At 69.4% G+C, this 17,227-nt stretch carries 16 protein-coding genes; 11 read left to right on the top strand and 5 right to left on the bottom strand.

Annotation, left to right across the window (positions count from 1 at the left end):
* The first annotated feature begins 54 nt into the window (after positions 1–54).
* Entirely contained in the window at positions 55–369 is a 315-nt protein-coding gene (locus M2163_RS18170) for a small hydrophobic protein (protein WP_280894478.1), read from the top strand.
* A gap of 392 nt (positions 370–761) precedes the next feature.
* On the opposite strand, the gene M2163_RS18165 is transcribed toward M2163_RS18170, so the two are convergent.
* The gene (locus tag M2163_RS18165) at positions 762–1,499 is read right to left on the bottom strand and encodes a potassium channel family protein (RefSeq protein ID WP_280851746.1); all 738 of its coding nucleotides are present in this window, start codon (positions 1,497–1,499) and stop codon (positions 762–764) included.
* 78 nt (positions 1,500–1,577) lie between these two features.
* Positions 1,578–4,310, bottom strand: a complete 2,733-nt coding sequence (gene aceE, locus M2163_RS18160) for a pyruvate dehydrogenase (acetyl-transferring), homodimeric type (RefSeq protein WP_280851747.1) — start codon at positions 4,308–4,310, stop codon at positions 1,578–1,580.
* A 344-nt stretch (positions 4,311–4,654) separates the two neighbouring features.
* Between aceE and M2163_RS18155 the strand changes: the two genes are divergently transcribed.
* The 6 genes from M2163_RS18155 (at position 4,655) to M2163_RS18130 (ending at position 9,100) form a co-directional block, all read left to right on the top strand.
* Complete coding sequence (locus M2163_RS18155) at positions 4,655–5,086, top strand: DUF3052 domain-containing protein (protein WP_020116104.1); 432 nt, start codon at positions 4,655–4,657, stop codon at positions 5,084–5,086.
* 108 nt (positions 5,087–5,194) lie between these two features.
* Positions 5,195–5,653, top strand: a complete 459-nt coding sequence (locus M2163_RS18150) for a peroxiredoxin (protein WP_037721052.1) — start codon at positions 5,195–5,197, stop codon at positions 5,651–5,653.
* A gap of 97 nt (positions 5,654–5,750) precedes the next feature.
* A complete protein-coding gene (locus M2163_RS18145; protein ID WP_053850726.1) occupies positions 5,751–6,326 on the top strand; it encodes a TerD family protein in 576 nt (191 codons plus the stop codon).
* A 99-nt stretch (positions 6,327–6,425) separates the two neighbouring features.
* Positions 6,426–7,001, top strand: a complete 576-nt coding sequence (locus M2163_RS18140; protein WP_280894477.1) for a TerD family protein — start codon at positions 6,426–6,428, stop codon at positions 6,999–7,001.
* 125 nt (positions 7,002–7,126) lie between these two features.
* On the top strand, positions 7,127–8,275 hold the full coding sequence (locus tag M2163_RS18135; protein WP_280851749.1) for a DUF475 domain-containing protein: 1,149 nt from the start codon (positions 7,127–7,129) through the stop codon (positions 8,273–8,275).
* An 87-nt stretch (positions 8,276–8,362) separates the two neighbouring features.
* A complete protein-coding gene (locus M2163_RS18130; RefSeq protein WP_280851750.1) occupies positions 8,363–9,100 on the top strand; it encodes a Tellurium resistance in 738 nt (245 codons plus the stop codon).
* 21 nt (positions 9,101–9,121) lie between these two features.
* On the opposite strand, the gene M2163_RS18125 is transcribed toward M2163_RS18130, so the two are convergent.
* On the bottom strand, positions 9,122–9,913 hold the full coding sequence (locus tag M2163_RS18125; RefSeq protein ID WP_280851751.1) for a TerD family protein: 792 nt from the start codon (positions 9,911–9,913) through the stop codon (positions 9,122–9,124).
* Positions 9,914–10,119: 206 nt separating this feature from the next.
* Between M2163_RS18125 and M2163_RS18120 the strand changes: the two genes are divergently transcribed.
* From M2163_RS18120 to M2163_RS18110, 3 genes are read left to right on the top strand one after another with little or no spacing between them, the layout of a single operon-like run.
* Entirely contained in the window at positions 10,120–11,283 is a 1,164-nt protein-coding gene (locus M2163_RS18120; protein ID WP_280851752.1) for an HpcH/HpaI aldolase/citrate lyase family protein, read from the top strand.
* 24 nt (positions 11,284–11,307) lie between these two features.
* Complete coding sequence (locus M2163_RS18115) at positions 11,308–13,791, top strand: phosphoribosyltransferase (protein WP_280894476.1); 2,484 nt, start codon at positions 11,308–11,310, stop codon at positions 13,789–13,791.
* Positions 13,791–14,615, top strand: a complete 825-nt coding sequence (locus M2163_RS18110; RefSeq protein WP_280894475.1) for an HAD family hydrolase — start codon at positions 13,791–13,793, stop codon at positions 14,613–14,615. The genes M2163_RS18115 and M2163_RS18110 overlap by 1 nt, the downstream gene beginning before the upstream one ends.
* Here M2163_RS18110 and M2163_RS18105 read toward each other — a convergent pair.
* Both M2163_RS18105 and M2163_RS18100 read right to left on the bottom strand, forming a co-directional pair.
* A complete protein-coding gene (locus M2163_RS18105) occupies positions 14,590–15,216 on the bottom strand; it encodes a DedA family protein (protein ID WP_280894474.1) in 627 nt (208 codons plus the stop codon). The two genes, M2163_RS18110 and M2163_RS18105, sit on opposite strands and share 26 nt — an antisense overlap.
* Positions 15,217–15,275: 59 nt before the next feature.
* On the bottom strand, positions 15,276–15,500 hold the full coding sequence (locus tag M2163_RS18100) for a zinc ribbon domain-containing protein (RefSeq protein WP_053850450.1): 225 nt from the start codon (positions 15,498–15,500) through the stop codon (positions 15,276–15,278).
* 96 nt (positions 15,501–15,596) lie between these two features.
* Here M2163_RS18100 and M2163_RS18095 point away from each other — a divergent pair, with 96 nt between their 5' ends.
* Entirely contained in the window at positions 15,597–17,222 is a 1,626-nt protein-coding gene (locus M2163_RS18095; protein WP_280894473.1) for an alkaline phosphatase D family protein, read from the top strand.
* Positions 17,223–17,227 lie beyond the last annotated feature (5 nt).

Here is a 17,227-nt window from a genome sequence, read left to right as displayed (position 1 = left end):
CTCGCATCGTTGAACCCGAGACGAACCCAACCAACCAAGGGTGTCAGGGAGTTGATGATGGCGGGCTTCGGACACGGAACGCGCAGGTACCCCCGATCACGTGGCCGGACGTGGTCACGGAGCGGGCCGGATCGCGCGACGCTCGGAATCATCGGAGTCATCTGCGCAATCGCGGGCTTCTTCGTCCTGGGCATCATCCTGGGCCCCGTCGCGATGGTTTGCGGGTGGCTCGCCATGGGCCGTACCTGGTCGGGCGGCGGCAACCGTGCCTGGCCGGCCCTGGTCGCCTTCGTACTGGGCGCCATCGACACGCTCCTGGCGATCATCTGGCTCGTCGGAGCGGCCGCCCCGGGCAGCGGGATGTTCTGACCCGGGGCGCGTGAGGGAAGGGCCCCCGGTGGGACGACCGGGGGCCCGCCTCATGTCGGCCGACGGCTCGGTGAGGGAGCGGGCCGGCTCGCCATGGGCCGTACCTGGTCGGGCGGCGGCAACCGTGCCTGGCCGGCCCTGGTTGCCTTCGTACTGGGCGCCATCGACACGCTCCCGGTGACAGTCCCTCATGTCGGCCGACGGCTGTGCGGCTTCGGGGCCGTCTTCTTGACGGGGCGGTATCCGCGCGAGCACTGGTCCTTCGTGCGAGGTCTCGTCCTCGCCCCCGTTGCGATCATCTGCGGCGGGCTCGCCATGAGGCGGCCGCGTCCTGCGCCCGGGGTTCTGGTCATCCCACTGCGGGTCGGCGCCCCGCTCTGGCGGAGTTTTCGTCAGCTTCCGACGGACGTCTCGCGCAGGGCTGCCACTTCGGCTCGCAGGGCCCTTACTTCCTCTGTCAGGGCTCTGATCGCCTCCGTCTGCTCTCGTTCCTCCACGTCGTCCTTCTCGAAGCGTTCGATGAACCAGGCCGCGATGTTCGCGGTGACGACACCGAGCAGGGCGATGCCGGAGAGCATCAGGCCCACCGCGATCATCCGGCCCAGGCCGGTCGTCGGGGCGTGGTCGCCGTAGCCCACGGTCGTCATCGTGGTGAAGGACCACCACACCGCGTCACCCAACGTCCGGATGTTCCCGTTCGGGGAGTCCCGTTCCACCGACAGCACCGCCAGTGAACCGAACATCAGCAGCCCCACCACCGCGCCGGCGACATACGTCGTCACCCGGATCTGCGAGGCCATCCGCGCCCGCCGCCCCACCAGCAGCAGCGTGGAGACCAGGCGCAGCAGACGCAGGGGCTGTATGAGGGGGAGCACCACGGCGCACAGGTCCAGCCAGTGCCGCCGTACGAAACCGCGCCGGTCCTGCGACAACGACAACCGCATGAGGTAGTCGACGGCGAAGACCGCCCACACCACCCATTCGACCACCGTGCACAACGCCGTGAGCGACCGTCCCGCCGAGGTGTCCACGATGGGCACGGCATAGGCGACGGCGAACAGCACCGCGAGCGCCAGAAGGGGCCGCTGCGTGTGCTGTTCCCAACGGACCTGCGCCGACTGTTCCTCCATGTCCGCATCGTAGAGAAACGGTGAAGGGCGGTGAGCCACCGAGCCCACCGCCCTTCCGCTCCTCAGGGGCGCGGGAAACTACGCGTCGCCCCCCGCCGCACCGGGGTCGGCCGCCGAGACATCCAGCAACTGGTACCGGTCGATGGCCTGCTTCAGCACCGACCGGTCCACCTTCCCCTCCCGCGCCAGCTCCGTCAGCACGCCCACCACGATCGACTGCGCGTCGATGTGGAAGAACCGCCGCGCCGCCCCCCGGGTGTCCGCGAAGCCGAACCCGTCCGCGCCCAGCGACTGGTACGTGCCCGGCACCCACCGCGCGATCTGGTCCGGAACCGCCCGCATCCAGTCGGACACGGCCACGAACGGACCCTGCGCACCGGCCAGCTTCCGCGTGACGTACGGCACCCGCTGCTCCTCCTCCGGGTGCAGCAGGTTGTACTCCTCGCAGGCCACGGCCTCGCGCCGCAGTTCGTTCCAGGACGTCGCCGACCAGACGTCCGCCTTGACGTTCCACTCCTCGGCGAGGATCTTCTGCGCCTCGACCGCCCACGGCACGGCCACACCGGACGCCATGATCTGCGCCGGGATCGACCCCGAGGTGCCCTCGGAGAACCGGTACACACCCTTGAGGATGCCCTCGACGTCGACGTTCTCCGGTTCGGCCGGGTGCTGGATCGGCTCGTTGTAGACGGTGAGGTAGTAGAAGACGTCCTCGCTGTCCGGGCCGTACATCCGCCGCAGACCGTCCTGCACGATGTGCGCGATCTCGAACCCGAACGCCGGGTCGTACGCCACACAGCCCGGGTTGGTCGAGGCGAGCAGCTGCGAGTGCCCGTCCGCGTGCTGAAGACCCTCACCGGTCAGCGTCGTACGGCCGGCGGTCGCGCCCAGGACGAATCCGCGCGCCAGCTGGTCCGACATCTGCCAGAACTGGTCACCGGTGCGCTGGAAACCGAACATCGAGTAGAAGACGTAGACCGGGATCAGCGGCTCGCCGTGCGTGGCGTACGCCGAGCCCGCGGCGATGAGGGAGGCGGTGCAGCCCGCCTCCGAGATGCCGTCGTGCAGCATCTGACCCGTCGGCGACTCCTTGTACGCGAGCAGCAGCTCACGGTCCACGGACTCGTACTGCTGGCCGAGCGGGTTGTAGATCTTCGCACTCGGGAAGAACGAGTCCATGCCGAAGGTGCGGTACTCGTCCGGCGCGATCAGCACGAACCGCTTGCCGAGCTCCTTGTCCCGCATGAGGTCCTTGAGCAACCGTACGAAGGCCATCGTCGTGGCGATCGACTGGTGCCCGGAGCCCTTCTTCACGGTCGCGTACGTCTTGTCGTCCGGCAGCGCGAGCGGCTTGGCGCGCACGACACGCGTCGGGACGTAACCGCCGAGACCCAGCCGGCGGTCGTGCATGTACTGGATCTCCTCCGAGTCCCGGCCCGGGTGGTAGTAGGGCGGCGCGCCCGACTCCAGCTCCTTGTCGGAGATCGGCAGGTGCAGCCGGTCACGGAAGCCCTTGAGGTCGTCGACCGTCAGCTTCTTCATCTGGTGCGTGGCGTTGCGGCCCTCGAAGTTGGGGCCCAGCGTCCAGCCCTTGACGGTCTTGGCGAGGATGACGGTCGGCTGGCCGGTGTGCTCCACGGCCGCCTTGAAGGCCGCGTAGATCTTCCTGTGGTCGTGACCGCCGCGGCCCAGGTGCAGGATCTGGTCGTCGGTCATGTTCTCGACCATGGCGCGCAGCCGGTGGTCGTCGCCGAAGAAGTGGTCGCGGATGTAGGCGCCGGACTCGGTGGCGTAGGTCTGGAACTGGCCGTCCGGGGTGGTGTTCATCCGGTTGACGAGGATGCCGTCGCGGTCCTGGGCGAGCAGCGGGTCCCAGGTCCGGTCCCAGATCAGCTTGATGACGTTCCAGCCGGCACCGCGGAAGACCGACTCCAGCTCCTGGATGACCTTGCCGTTGCCGCGCACCGGGCCGTCGAGGCGCTGGAGGTTGCAGTTGACGACGAAGGTCAGGTTGTCGAGGCCCTCGCGGGCGGCGATGGTCAGCTGGCCGAGCGACTCCGGCTCGTCCATCTCGCCGTCGCCGAGGAACGCCCACACGTGCGACTTGCTGGTGTCCGCGATCCCGCGCGCGTGCATGTAGCGGTTCATCCGCGCCTGGTAGATCGCGCCGATCGGGCCGAGGCCCATCGACACGGTCGGGAACTCCCAGAAGTCCGGCATCAGGCGCGGGTGCGGGTACGAGGACAGCCCGTGCGGAGCCTTCGACTTCTCCTGGCGGAACGCGTCGAGGTTGTCCTCGCTGAGGCGGTCGAGCAGGAACGCGCGCGCGTAGATGCCCGGGGAGGCGTGGCCCTGGAAGAAGACCTGGTCGCCGCCGTCGCCCTCGTCCTTGCCGCGGAAGAAGTGGTTGAAGCCGACGTCGTACAGGGACGCCGAGGAGGCGAAGGTAGCGATGTGGCCGCCGACGCCGATCCCGGGACGCTGGGCGCGCGAGACCATCACGGCCGCGTTCCACCGGGTGGCGTTCAGGATCTTGCGCTCGATCTCCTCGTTGCCCGGGAAGAACGGCTCGGCCCCGGTCGGGATGGTGTTCACGTAGTCCGTGCTGCGCATCTCGGGCACGGCCACGCGCTTCTCGCGGGCCCGCTCGATGAGCCGCAGCATCAGATAGCGGGCCCGCTGCCGGCCGCGCTCGTCCACGGCGGCGTCGAGGGAGTCGAGCCACTCCTGGGTTTCCTCGGGATCGAAGTCAGGAACCTGACTCGGAAGGCCGCCAATGATGATCGGGTTGCGATCGGATCCGGAAGCCACGCTGTTCCTTACCTGTCAGAGGGCCGTATTTCTGTATGTCTGCACCGCTCCCCATCGTGTACCTCGGGGGGCCAAACGTCATCTCTACTCCGGGGTAACCCGAGGTCCTGTACCCGGGTATGGTTCCCAAACACGCAAAGAGGGCAGAAAGGTGTGGCATGCGTCACGACGTGACCGCGATGATGTGCCTGGAGTTGGGGTGACACGTTCCGGAACGTCACCGTTTCGGCCGTCTGAAACGCCGGGTACTTGCGCGATCCGCCCCGCCCGTGTGGACTACGGCCAACGCTTCGCGCACGCGCGTGGCTGAGACATACCCAAAGACCAAGATCAGGAGGCACCCCGTGAGCGCGACCGCGGACCACGCGGAGACGAGCCCTGCCGTGAGGCTGGGGTTCCAGCCCGAGCAGGTGGTCCAGGAGATCGGCTACGACGACGACGTAGACCAGGAACTCCGCGAGGCCATCGAGCAAGTCATCGGCAGCGACCTTGTGGACGAGGACTACGACGACGTCGCCGATGCCGTGGTGCTCTGGTTCCGTGACGAGGACGGCGACCTGACCGATGTGCTGGTGGACGCCACCACGTACATCGAGGAGGGCGGCTCGATCCTGTTGCTGACGCCGAAGACCGGCCGGGACGGCTACGTGGAGCCGAGCGACATCTCCGAAGCCGCGACGACGGCAGGCCTGTCCGCCTCCAAGAGCGTCAGTGTGGGCAAGGACTGGAGTGGCAGCCGGCTGGTGACGCCCAAGGCGGCCAAGTCCAAGAAGTAGCCAGGAGGAGCGGACGGGCCGGTGCGACCGGCCCGTCCGCCGTCCCGCGGTGATCGCTGCGTAGGGTGGACGCGTCACTCGAACAGCCCCCGAAGGGACATCCGCGCGATGGCGATCCAGGTCGGCGAAAAGGCCCCCGACTTCGAGCTCAAGGACAACCACGGCCGCACCGTGAAGCTGTCCGACTTCCGTGGCAGCAAGAACGTCGTGCTGCTGTTCTACCCCTTCGCCTTCACCGGCGTGTGCACCGGTGAGCTGTGCGAGCTGCGTGACAACCTCCCCTCGTTCGTGGACCGCGACACCCAGCTGCTCGCCGTCTCCAACGACTCCATCCACACCCTGCGCGTCTTCGCGGAGCAGGAGGGCCTGGAGTATCCGCTGCTCAGCGACTTCTGGCCGCACGGCGAGGTCTCCCGTGCCTACGGCGTCTTCGCCGAGGACAAGGGCTGCGCGGTGCGCGGCACCTTCGTCATCGACAAGGAGGGCGTGGTCCGCTGGACCGTCGTCAACGCCCTGCCGGACGCCCGCGACCTGAACGAGTACGTGAAGGCGCTCGACACCCTGTGATTGTTCGCCTCCAGGGACTGCGTGTGCCGGGAACCCGTCACTAGGATCGAATCGTTGATCCGGCAGCATCTTCAAACAGCAAACCTATGGAGGACTCGTGGGAGTCAGCCTCAGCAAGGGCGGCAACGTATCGCTGACCAAGGAGGCCCCGGGCCTGACCGCGGTCATCGTTGGTCTGGGGTGGGACGTCCGCACCACGACCGGTACCGACTTCGACCTGGACGCGAGCGCGCTGCTGCTGAACGCGGCCGGCAAGGTCGCCAGCGACGCGAACTTCGTCTTCTTCAACAACCTCAAGAGCGCGGACGGCTCGGTCGAGCACACCGGCGACAACCTCACCGGTGAGGGCGAGGGCGACGACGAGCAGATCAAGGTCGACCTGGCCAACGTCCCGGCCGACGTCGACAAGATCGTCTTCCCCGTCTCGATCTACGACGCCGAGAACCGTCAGCAGTCCTTCGGCCAGGTGCGCAACGCGTTCATCCGCGTCGTGAACCAGGCCGGCGGCGCCGAGATCGCCCGCTACGACCTCTCCGAGGACGCGTCCACCGAGACCGCCATGGTCTTCGGCGAGCTCTACCGCAACGGCGCGGAGTGGAAGTTCCGCGCCATCGGCCAGGGCTACGCCTCGGGCCTGCGCGGTATCGCCCAGGACTTCGGCGTCAACGTCTAGGACCATCCCCTGGTCCCCCGTCCGGCGTCGCACCGTTTGAGTGCGGCGCCGGACGTGCAGGTACAGCACAGCAGCACACTCTCGGGGAGGGAACAGCACATGGGCGTCACGCTCGCCAAGGGAGGAAACGTCTCCCTGTCCAAGGCCGCCCCCAACCTCACCCAGGTGATGGTCGGACTCGGCTGGGACGCGCGCTCCACCACCGGAGCCGACTTCGACCTCGACGCCAGCGCCCTGATGTGCAGCAGCGCGCGGGTCCTGGGTGACGAGTACTTCGTCTTCTACAACCAGCTCAAGAGCCCGGAGGGCTCGGTGGAGCACACCGGCGACAACCTCACCGGTGAGGGCGAGGGCGACGACGAGTCGATCCTGGTCGACCTCTCCCAGGTGCCGGACCGGTGCGACAAGATCGTCTTCCCGGTGTCGATCCATGACGCCGACAACCGCGGCCAGACCTTCGGTCAGGTCAGCAACGCCTTCATCCGCGTGGTCAACCAGGCCGACGGCCAGGAGCTGGCCCGCTACGACCTCTCCGAGGACGCCTCCACCGAGACCGCGATGATCTTCGGCGAGCTCTATCGCTACCAGGGTGAGTGGAAGTTCAGGGCGGTCGGACAGGGGTACGCGTCGGGGCTCCGGGGCATCGCCCTGGACTTCGGAGTCAACGTCTCATAGCGCGATATGAGCAAAAGCCGGGGCCTGGTGGGGCTTCGGGGGTACCCGACTACACTTCGCTTCAAAGTTTCGTAAAGCCGAGTGCGGCACGGGGGAACCCCGTACACGTACGGATTGGGTAGCCAGTGGTTCTCAAAACCTTCGGCTGGTCGTTCGCGGTCACCGCGCTCGGCCTGGTCGCTGCGGTCTTCTACGGGGGGTGGGAAGGCTTCGGCGTCGTGGCGATCCTCTCCGTCCTCGAGATCTCCCTGTCGTTCGACAACGCGGTGGTCAACGCCGGAATCCTGAAGAAGATGAACGCCTTCTGGCAGAAGATCTTCCTCACGATCGGTGTCCTGATCGCCGTGTTCGGCATGCGGCTGGTCTTCCCCGTCGTGATCGTCGCGATCAGCGCCAAGATGGGGCCCATCGAGGCCGTCGACCTCGCGCTCAACAACAAGGACCACTACCAGGAGCTGGTCACCGACGCGCACCCGGCGATCGCCGCGTTCGGTGGCATGTTCCTGCTGATGATCTTCCTGGACTTCATCTTCGAGGACCGGGACATCAAGTGGCTGGCCTGGCTGGAGCGGCCGCTGGCCAAGCTCGGCAAGGTCGACATGCTGTCGGTCTGCATCGCGCTGATCGTCCTGCTGATCACCGCCTTCACCTTCGCCACCCAGGCCCACCAGCACGGCGGCACCCATGTCGACAAGGCACAGACGGTCCTGATCTCCGGTGTCGCGGGCCTGATCACCTACATGATCGTCGGTGGTCTCTCCGGCTACTTCGAGGACAAACTCGAAGAGGAGGAGGAGCGCGAGCACGAGGAGGAGGAACGGGCCGAACGCGAGGGCAAGCCCAAGTCGGCGATCAAGCTGGCGGGGCAGGCCGCGTTCTTCATGTTCCTCTACCTGGAGGTCCTGGACGCCTCGTTCTCCTTCGACGGGGTGATCGGCGCGTTCGCCATCACCAACGACATCGTCCTGATGGCGCTCGGCCTCGGCATCGGCGCGATGTACGTCCGGTCGCTCACCGTGTACCTGGTCCGCCAGGGCACCCTCGACGACTACGTCTACCTGGAGCACGGCGCCCACTACGCGATCGGCGCCCTCGCGGTGATCCTCATGGTCACCATCCAGTACGAGATCCACGAGCTCATCACCGGCATGGTCGGTGTCATCCTGATCGGCTGGTCCTTCTGGTCCTCGGTGCGCCGCAACAGGGCGCTGGCGGCCGCCGAGGGAAAAGCCGCGGGCTCGGACGAGAAGACTGAGGTCTCGTCCGGGGTGTGACACCCTTCCGGGTGAGGAACGCTCTGAGCGGGGCGGCCGGTCTCCGGCCGCCCCGCCGGCTTCTCCACAGTGGACATGGGGGCGGGAATGGGCTTCTTGGACGGACTCCGGGGCGGCCGTGAGGTCGACTTCGACTCGGGCAGCGCGGCCAGCAACGCGATCGAACTGACCAAGCGGCACAACCGGGTCTCGCTCACCAAGCAGGGCGCGGCGACCGGGAACCTCCGCATCAACCTGACCTGGCGGATGCGGACCTCCGACATCGGGGGCTCACAGCGGGAGTCGCTGCTGCGGCACCCCTTCAAGGCGCTCAAGCCGCCGGAGGTCCTCGGGCACAGCCAGAGCATGGTCAACGTCGACCTCGACCTGGGGTGCCTGTACGAGCTCGCCGACGGCACCAAGGGGGTCGTACAGCCCCTCGGCGGACTGCTCGGCGACGTCAACGCCCCGCCGTACGTGAAGCTCAGCGGGGACGACCGGTTCGGGTCGGCGTCCGGCGAGACGATGTACGTCAACCTCGACCACCGGGACCAGATCAAGCGGCTGCTGGTGTTCGTGTACATCTACGACCAGACGCCGGCGTTCGACCGTACGCACGCCATCGTGACGCTGTACCCGAGCAACGGGCCGCGCATCGAGATAGGCCTCGACGAGCGGCACCCGCAGGCCCGGTCGTGCGCGGTGGTGATGATCGAGAACGTCAAGGGCGAGCTCGTCGTACGGCGCGAGGTGCAGTTCGTGTACGGCTTCCAGGGCGAGCTGGACCGGCTGTACGGATGGGGGCTGCAGTGGGGGCGGGGCTACAAGGCGAAGGCCGACCGGTGACGTCCGCCCGGGTGGATCTCCCTACCGCCCGATGAACTGCGGGCCCTGGGGAGGCATGCGGAACTCGCCTGCCGCGACCGGTACCGGGGGCGGGTAGCCGTAGCCCGATGCGGGGACTGTCGCCGGGGGAGTCGTCGGCTGGGGGTAGCCGTAGGCCGCCTGCGTGGGGACCGAGGTGGCCGACTGGGCCGCCGGCTGCTCCGGGGGCAGCGGGAAGGACGCCGGCTCCGGCTGCGGCGGGGTCTCGGCGGAGTCGGACTCGTCCACCACGATGCCGTAGTCCGTGGCCAGGCCCTGAAGGCCCTCCACGTAGCCCTCGCCCAGGGCGCGGAACTTCCAGCCCTCGCCACGGCGGTACAGCTCGCCGCAGATCAGGGCCGTCTCCTGGCCCGTCTCCGGCTTGATGTCGAAGGAGACCAGCGGCTCGCCGTCGGCGACCGAGGCGTCGTACAGCAGGATGCACAGGCCCTGCACGCGGCCGAAGGCGGCGTCCTCCACGGAGGTGTCGTCCACCGACGCGACCAGGAGAATCTGGCTGACCTCGGGCTCGACACCGGCGAGATCTGTCTGGATCGTGTCGGTGGGACCCTCGGCGAGGCGTTTCTTGCCGAGGAGCCAGACCTTCCCGGAGGGGTGCCGGGGCTGGTTGTAGAAGACGAAGTCCTCGTCGGATCGCACACGACCGTCGGGGCCGAGGAGGAGCGCCGAGGCATCGACGACCGGGACCCCCTGCCCGGGCGCCCAGCGCAGCACGGCGCGTACCGTGGTGGCTTCCAGCGGGACGTTCGACCCCTTCAGCATGGCGTGCGTCATGCGGTCATCCTGCCCTCTCGGTCCTGGTCACGACAACGCGGGGGTACGGGATACCGGTTCATGTCGTACCGGCGTCGACATGGCCGTGTTTGTCTGCGTTACCTGAAATTCATGCCCGGTGGGAACCTCGGACATGGGTACCTACGTACTATTACCGGCCACCTGTGAACCCTTTACAGGTGTCACAGCTACCACGGGGGAGTCATATGCGTCATTTCGGGCACATCGCCCCTGAGGTGCGTCAGCGCCTCTTCCACCAGGAGCCCTGCGAGTTCACCTCGGACTCCCCGGCCCGGCTGCTCTCGGCGGCTCTGGGCGCCACGCTGTACAGTCCGGCCACGCGGCCGCGGCTCGCCGACGACATCGTCAAGCAGACCGGGCGCGGCGTGGTCTCGATGGTGCTGTGCCTGGAAGACTCCATCGGTGACGAGGACGTCGCCGAGGGTGAGGAGAACCTCGTCCGGCAGTTCACGGACCTCGCGGAGCGGCGGGTGGACCTGCCCCTGCTGTTCATCCGGGTCCGTACCCCCGACCAGATACCCGATCTCGTACGACGGCTCGGTCCCGCGGTCCGGCTGCTGTCCGGATTCGTGCTCCCCAAGTTCACCGAGGAGCGCGGCATCCCCTTCCTGGAGGCCCTCTCCGCCGCCGAGGTCGCGAGCGGCCACCGGCTGTTCGCCATGCCGGTGCTGGAGTCCCCGGAGCTCCTCTACCGCGAGACGCGCGTAGAGACCCTGGAGGGCATCGCCCGCGCGGTCGACAAGTACCGCGAGCGGGTCCTGGCGCTGCGCCTCGGCGTCACCGACTTCTGCTCCTCCTACGGCCTGCGCCGCGCCCCCGACATGACCGCCTGGGACGTCCAGATCGTCGCCTCGGTGATCGCCGACGTGGTGAACATGCTGGGCCGCGCCGACGGCACCGGCTTCACCGTCACCGGGCCGGTCTGGGAGTACTTCCGGGTCCAGGAGCGCATGTTCAAGCCGCAGCTGCGCCGCAGCCCCTTCCTGGAGGGCCAGGCCGAGGAACTGCGCGAGGCGCTCATCGAGCACGCCATGGACGGCCTGCTGCGCGAGATCACCCTCGACCAGGCCAACGGCCTGCTCGGCAAGACCTGCATCCACCCCTCGCACGTGCTGCCCGTGCACGCGCTGTCCGTGGTCAGCCACGAGGAGTTCAGCGACGCGCAGGACATCCTGCGGCCCGAGCGCGGTGGCGGCGGGGTGCTGCGGTCGCAGTACACGAACAAGATGAACGAGGTGAAGCCGCACCGCGCCTGGGCCGAGCGGACCCTGCTGCGCGCCGAGGTCTTCGGGGTGGCCAACGAGGACATCGGCTTCGTGGAACTGCTCGCCGCCGGAATCTCCGGCTGATCATCCGTGAACACCAAGGGACGCATGAACAAGGCAGTGAACGACCGGGTCTGGTCGGGGACATGGGTCGCCGACCGGCTCGGCGTCGAACTCGTCGGCGACGACCGGCTGACCGACCTGCTGGGACTGGCCCTGCGCCGCAACCCCAAGCGGGCCCATCTGCTGGTCTCCAACGTGCTGGGCAAACACGTCCCGCAGTCACCCTCCGTGGTCTACGGCCACGGCTTCGCCCTGGGCCGCCGGGTCCGCGACCTCCTGGGCGACGAGGAGGCGGCCCGCGCGGTCGTCCTCGGCTACGCGGAGACGGCGACGGGCCTCGGCCACTCCGTCGCCGACGGCGTCGCCCTCGCCCCCTACCTGCACTCCACCCGCCGCCCGGTACCCGGCGTGGCCCCCGCGGGCGGCTTCGAGGAGTCCCACTCCCACGCCACGTCCCACCTCCTGCTGCCGGAGAACCCCGACCTGCTGGCCGGTGACGGCCCCCTGGTCCTCGTGGACGACGAGTTCTCGACGGGCAACACGGTCCTGAACACGATCAGGGATGTGCACGGCCGGTATCCCCGGGACCGGTACGTCGTGGTCGCACTGGTGGACATGAGGTCGCCGCAGGACGCGAGTCGTCTGGTGGACTTCGCGCGGGAAATCAACGCGAGAGTGGACTTGGTGGCGACGGTGTCGGGCACCGTAAAGCTGCCGGAGGGCGTTCTGGAAAAGGGCCAGGACCTTGTAGCAAGGTATGAGGTGTCCCGCCCAGGGGCGCGGGGCTGTGTTGAATCTGCGGCCGGCGCCGCGTGGGCGCGACAAGCCCCCACGCACCCGCACCCGGCGATCAACCGCATAGACCTCTCGTGGCCCCGAGGCCTCCCCGACGGCGGCCGCCACGGCTTCACCCCGGCACACCGAATACGCCTCGAATCCGAACTCCCCGCGATGACCGCCAGGTTGGCCGAAGCCCTCCCACGAGACGCGCGCCGCGTGCACATCCTCGGCTTCGAAGAGCTGATGTACGCCCCGCTGAGACTCGCCCGAGAGCTCGAACAGGTCGTGCAGGACGTCGAGGTGACCTACTCCACCACCACCCGCTCCCCGGTGCTCGCGGTGGACGACCCCGGTTACGCGATCCGCACCCGCCTGACCTTCCCGGCCCACGACAACCCGGCGGACGGCCCCGGCGACCGCTACGCGTACAACGTCGCCGGCGCCGGCTTCGACGCGGTGATCGCGGTCGTCGACTCGGCCGCCGACACCCCCGAACTGCACGCCCCCGACGGCCTCCTGGCCCAACTCGCCGCGCACAGCCGGCAGGTCGTCCTCGCCGTCGTCCCCAGCCACACCCCCGAAAGGCCCCCCATGCTCCCCGAGCCCCTCCGCGGCCCCGCCTTCTCCTCGTACGCCCCCGAGGAGGTCGGCTGGCTGCTCCAGGACCTCTCGGACGTCACGCTGGAGGCGCCGACCGAGGAGCGCGAGGAGGCCATCCAGAGCGGCGGCGCGCACTATGCGGAGTCGCTGCCCGTGGAGTACCAGCCGAGCGAGCAGTACCAGGAGCTGTTCCGGACGGCTCTCGAGGAGTCCGCCGCGCGGCTGGCCCAGGCCGTCGGCGCCGTCACGGAGATCGTGCTCCAGGAGCGCTCGCCCCGTCCCGTCCTCGTCTCCCTCGCCCGCGCCGGCACGCCCGTCGGTGTCCTGATGCGCCGCTGGGCCCGGTTCCGCCACGGTCTCGAACTGCCGCACTACGCGGTCTCGATCGTCCGCGGCCGCGGTATCGACGCCAACGCCCTGCGCTGGCTGGCCGCCCACCACGACCCCGCCGACGTCGTCTTCGTCGACGGCTGGACCGGCAAGGGCGCGATCACCCGCGAACTGGCGGAAGCCATCGAGCGGTTCGAGGCCGAGGGCGGCCCCACGGGCTTCGACCCGGAGATCGCCGTCCTCGCCGACCCGGGCTCGTGCGTGCGGACGTACGGCACCCGCGAGGACTTCCTGATCCCCTCCGCCTGCCTCAACTCCACCGTGTCGGGCCTGATCTCGCGTACGGTCCTGCGCGCCGACCTGGTCGGCCCGCACGACTTCCACGGCGCGAAGTTCTACCGCGAACTCGCCGGTGCCGACGTGTCGGTGGACTTCCTGGACGCCGTCGCCGCCCGTTTCCCCGAGGTGGTGGACGCCGTCGACGCCACCGTGAAGGAACTGCTGGCCGGGGACCGCGAGCCCACCTGGGAGGGCTGGGCCGCGGTCGAGCGCATCAGTGAGGAGTACGGCATCCACGACGTCAACCTCGTCAAGCCGGGGGTCGGCGAGACCACCCGGGTGCTGCTGCGGCGGGTGCCCTGGAAGATCCTGGCGAGGGCCGGTGCGGGCGCGGACCTGGCGCACGTACGCCTGTTGGCCGAGCAGCGAGGTGTCCCGGTCGAAGAGGTCGCCGAACTCCCGTACACCTGCGTGGGGTTGATCCACCCCAAGTACACGCGGGGCGCGACGGGCGCCGACGGCAAGGCGGTGTCGGTCTGATGGCCACGCAGGCCCCGGTGCTGGTCGCCAGCGACCTCGACCGCACGCTCATCTACTCCGCCGCCGCCCTCGCGCTGACCATGCCGGACGCGCGGGCGCCCCGGCTGCTCTGCGTGGAGGTGCACGAGAGCAGACCGCTTTCCTACCTGACGGAGGCCGCGGCGGGACTGCTCTGCGAGCTCGGGGACGCGGCGGTGTTCGTGCCGACGACGACCCGGACCCGCAAGCAGTACCAGCGCATCAACCTGCCCGGCCCGCCGCCCGCCTACGCGATCTGCGCGAACGGCGGCCATCTGCTGGTCGACGGCGTCACCGACCTCGACTGGCACGCGCAGGTCATGGCCCGCCTCGCCGACGAGTGCGCCCCGCTGGAGGAGATCACCGGGCACCTCCAGAAGACGGCCGACCCGCTGTGGGTGCGCAAGCACCGCGTCGCCGAGGACCTCTTCGCCTACCTCGTCGTCGAGCGCGAACTGCTGCCCGAGGACTGGGTGAAGGAGCTCGCGGTGTGGGCCGAGAGCCGCGGCTGGACCGTCTCCCTCCAGGGCCGCAAGATCTACGCCGTCCCCAAGCCGCTCACCAAGAGCGCGGCCGTGCGCGAGGTGGCCCGGCGCACCGGGGCCGGCCTGACGCTGGCCGCGGGCGACTCCCTGCTCGACGCCGACCTGCTGCTCGCGGCCGACCGGGGCTGGCGGCCGGGGCACGGGGAGCTGGCGGACGAGAACTGGACCGCTCCGGCGATCAGCGCGTTGCCGGAGCGGGGCGTGCTGGCGGGGGAGCGGATCCTGCGGGAGCTGCTCAGGACGGCTCGGACGCCTCTGTAGAGGAGGGCCGCCGCAGCAGTCGTACGGCGACGAACGCCACGACCGCGAGTGCGGCGGCCCCGAGGACGACCTTCGAGTACGCGGACACCACGTCGGTGACCTGGGTCCAGTTGGCGCCCAGGGCGTGGCCCGCGAGGACGAACGCCGTGTTCCACAGGGCGCTGCCGAGGGTGGTCAGGGCCAGGAACACGGGCAGCGGCATGCGTTCGACGCCGGCCGGGATCGAGACGAGGCTGCGGAAGACCGGGATCATCCGGCCGAAGAACACCGCCTTGGTGCCGTGCCGCAGGAACCAGGCCTCGGTCCGCTCGACGTCCGAGACCTTGAGCAGGGGCAGCCGGGCCGCGAGTGCCACCGTGCGGTCCCGGCCGAGGAGCGCGCCGACGCCGTAGAGCGCGAGGGCGCCGACCACCGAGCCCGCCGTCGTCCACAGCAGCACGGCGACCAGGCTCATCCGGCCGGCGCTCGCCGCGAAGCCCGCGAGCGGCAGGATCGCCTCGCTCGGGATGGGCGGGAAGAGGTTCTCCAGGGCGATGGCGACCCCGGCGCCGGGCGCGCCGAGGGTGTCCATGAGGCCGTGGACCCAGTCGATGGCTGACATGGGCCCACGCTAGGGAAGCGGACCTGAAGGCAGCCTGAAGCTGTTTTTCCGTACGGCGGTCAGCCGCAGCAGCCGCCACCGCAGCAGCCGCCCCCACCGCCGCCGCCCGCCTGGGGCGCCGGGGCCGAGGCGGACGCCGAGCCGCCGACGGCCACCGTCGACAGCAGCTTCACCGTGTCGTCGTGGCCGGCCGGGCAGTCGGCGGGGGCGGAGGACTCGGCCATGGGGCGGCTGAGCTCGAAGGTGTCTCCGCAGGTGCGGCAGCGGTATTCGTAGCGAGGCATGAGCACAGGTTAACCGGCGCTCCGGACGGCATGTCCGAAATCTGATCATTGTCTGGTTAGCGGTTCGTTGCCGGATCAACCGCGGGAGGAGCCCCCTTGGCTTCGCGACACCACCCCGAACTGCGCGCCGCCGCACGGCACTTGGGCCGCCGGCGGTTTCTCACGGTCACCGCGGCGGCCGCCGCTCTCGCGTTCGGCACCCACCTGCCGGCCCGGGGTGCGGCCGGCTCCCGCGAACTCGACGCGGCGCGGATCGACAGCGACCCCTTCACGCTCGGCGTGGCCTCCGGGGACCCGCTGCCCGACTCCGTGCTGCTGTGGACCCGGCTCGCCCCCGCCCCCTTCGAGCCCGACGGCGGCCTGCCCCAGCAGTACGTCACCGTCCAGTGGGAGCTTGCCTCCGACGAGACATTCGCCGCCCCCGTGCGCAGCGGTGCCGCCATCGCCTACCCGGAGTACCACCACACCCTGCACGTCGACGTCGACGGCCTGGAGCCCGACCGGGTGTACTACTACCGCTTCAGGACCGGGACCTGGATCAGCGCGACGGGCCGTACCCGCACCGCGCCGCTCACCACCGCCGCGGCCGCCTCGCTCTCCTACGCCGCCGTCTCCTGCCAGGCCTACTTCGACGGCTACTACACGGCACACCGCCATCTCTCCCAGGACGACGTCGACGTGGTCCTCCACCTCGGCGACTACCTGTACGAGTACGCCGTCAACTCCGTGGGGGGCCACCGCGCCTACACCGACCGCAAGCTGCCCGCCCTCTTCAACCGCGAGGCCATGACGCTGGAGGACTACCGGCTGCGGTACGCCCTCTACAAGAGCGACCCGGACCTCAGGGCGGTGCACGCGGCACACCCCTTCGTCGTCACCTGGGACGACCACGAGACCGAGAACAACTACGCGGGCGCCGTCAGCGAGAACGACGACCCGCCGGAGGAGTTCCTGCTGCGCCGCGCCGCCGCCTACCGGGCCTACTGGGAGAACCAGCCGCTGCGCGCCGCACAGTTGCCGAACGGCCCCGACGCCCGGCTCTACCGCCGGCTCCAGTGGGGCACGCTCGCCCAGATCGACGTCCTCGACACCCGGCAGTACCGCTCCGACCAGGTGTACGCGAGCACCAAGCACACCGGCGGCCCCCTCCAGGACGACCCGGCGCGCACCATGACCGGGGCGGAGCAGGAGAGCTGGCTGATCGACGGCTGGCGTACCTCGCAGGCCCTGTGGAACGTGCTGTCGCAACAGGTCTGCTTCTCCCAGCGCAAGCTCGACCTCACCGCGGAGCCCCAGATGTCCATGGACGCCTGGGACGGCTACCGGGCCTCGCGCCGCAGGGTCCTCGACGGCGCGAAGTCCGCCGGGGCCGAGAACCTGGTGGTGATGACCGGGGACCTGCACGCGGGGTACGCCTTCGACATCAAGGACGACTTCGACGACCCGGCCTCCAGGACCCTGGGCACGGAGTTCGCCGCCACCTCGGTCGCGAGCGGGCGGGACGGCGCCGAGAGGCCCGCCACCTGGGACACGTACCTCAAGGCCAACCCGCATCTGAAGTTCTACGACGGGCGCCGCGGCTATGTCCGGGTCACCCTCGACCGGCAGAAGGCGCGGGCCGACTTCAGGACGGTGTCCGCCGTGACGACCCCGGGTGCGCCGATCTCGACCGCCGCGTCCTTCGTGACGGAGGCGGGCGTTCCCGGCCTGGAGCCGGTCTGACGTAC

This window comes from Streptomyces sp. SAI-135 (assembly GCF_029893805.1).
Classification (GTDB): domain Bacteria; phylum Actinomycetota; class Actinomycetes; order Streptomycetales; family Streptomycetaceae; genus Streptomyces.
This window is presented reverse-complemented; position numbering and strand designations above follow the sequence as displayed.

Bases quoted from the DNA above. Each gene is read 5' to 3' on its own strand.
- M2163_RS18170 (WP_280894478.1), top strand. From the start codon at position 55: ATGATGGCGGGCTTCGGACACGGAACGCGCAGGTACCCCCGATCACGT.
- M2163_RS18165 (WP_280851746.1), bottom strand. From the start codon at position 1,499: ATGGAGGAACAGTCGGCGCAGGTCCGTTGGGAACAGCACACGCAGCGG.
- M2163_RS18150 (WP_037721052.1), top strand. From the start codon at position 5,195: ATGGCGATCCAGGTCGGCGAAAAGGCCCCCGACTTCGAGCTCAAGGAC.
- M2163_RS18140 (WP_280894477.1), top strand. From the start codon at position 6,426: ATGGGCGTCACGCTCGCCAAGGGAGGAAACGTCTCCCTGTCCAAGGCC.
- M2163_RS18130 (WP_280851750.1), top strand. From the start codon at position 8,363: ATGGGCTTCTTGGACGGACTCCGGGGCGGCCGTGAGGTCGACTTCGAC.
- M2163_RS18125 (WP_280851751.1), bottom strand. From the start codon at position 9,913: ATGACGCACGCCATGCTGAAGGGGTCGAACGTCCCGCTGGAAGCCACC.
- M2163_RS18120 (WP_280851752.1), top strand. From the start codon at position 10,120: ATGCGTCATTTCGGGCACATCGCCCCTGAGGTGCGTCAGCGCCTCTTC.
- M2163_RS18115 (WP_280894476.1), top strand. From the start codon at position 11,308: ATGAACAAGGCAGTGAACGACCGGGTCTGGTCGGGGACATGGGTCGCC.
- M2163_RS18110 (WP_280894475.1), top strand. From the start codon at position 13,791: ATGGCCACGCAGGCCCCGGTGCTGGTCGCCAGCGACCTCGACCGCACG.
- M2163_RS18105 (WP_280894474.1), bottom strand. From the start codon at position 15,216: ATGTCAGCCATCGACTGGGTCCACGGCCTCATGGACACCCTCGGCGCG.
- M2163_RS18100 (WP_053850450.1), bottom strand. From the start codon at position 15,500: ATGCCTCGCTACGAATACCGCTGCCGCACCTGCGGAGACACCTTCGAG.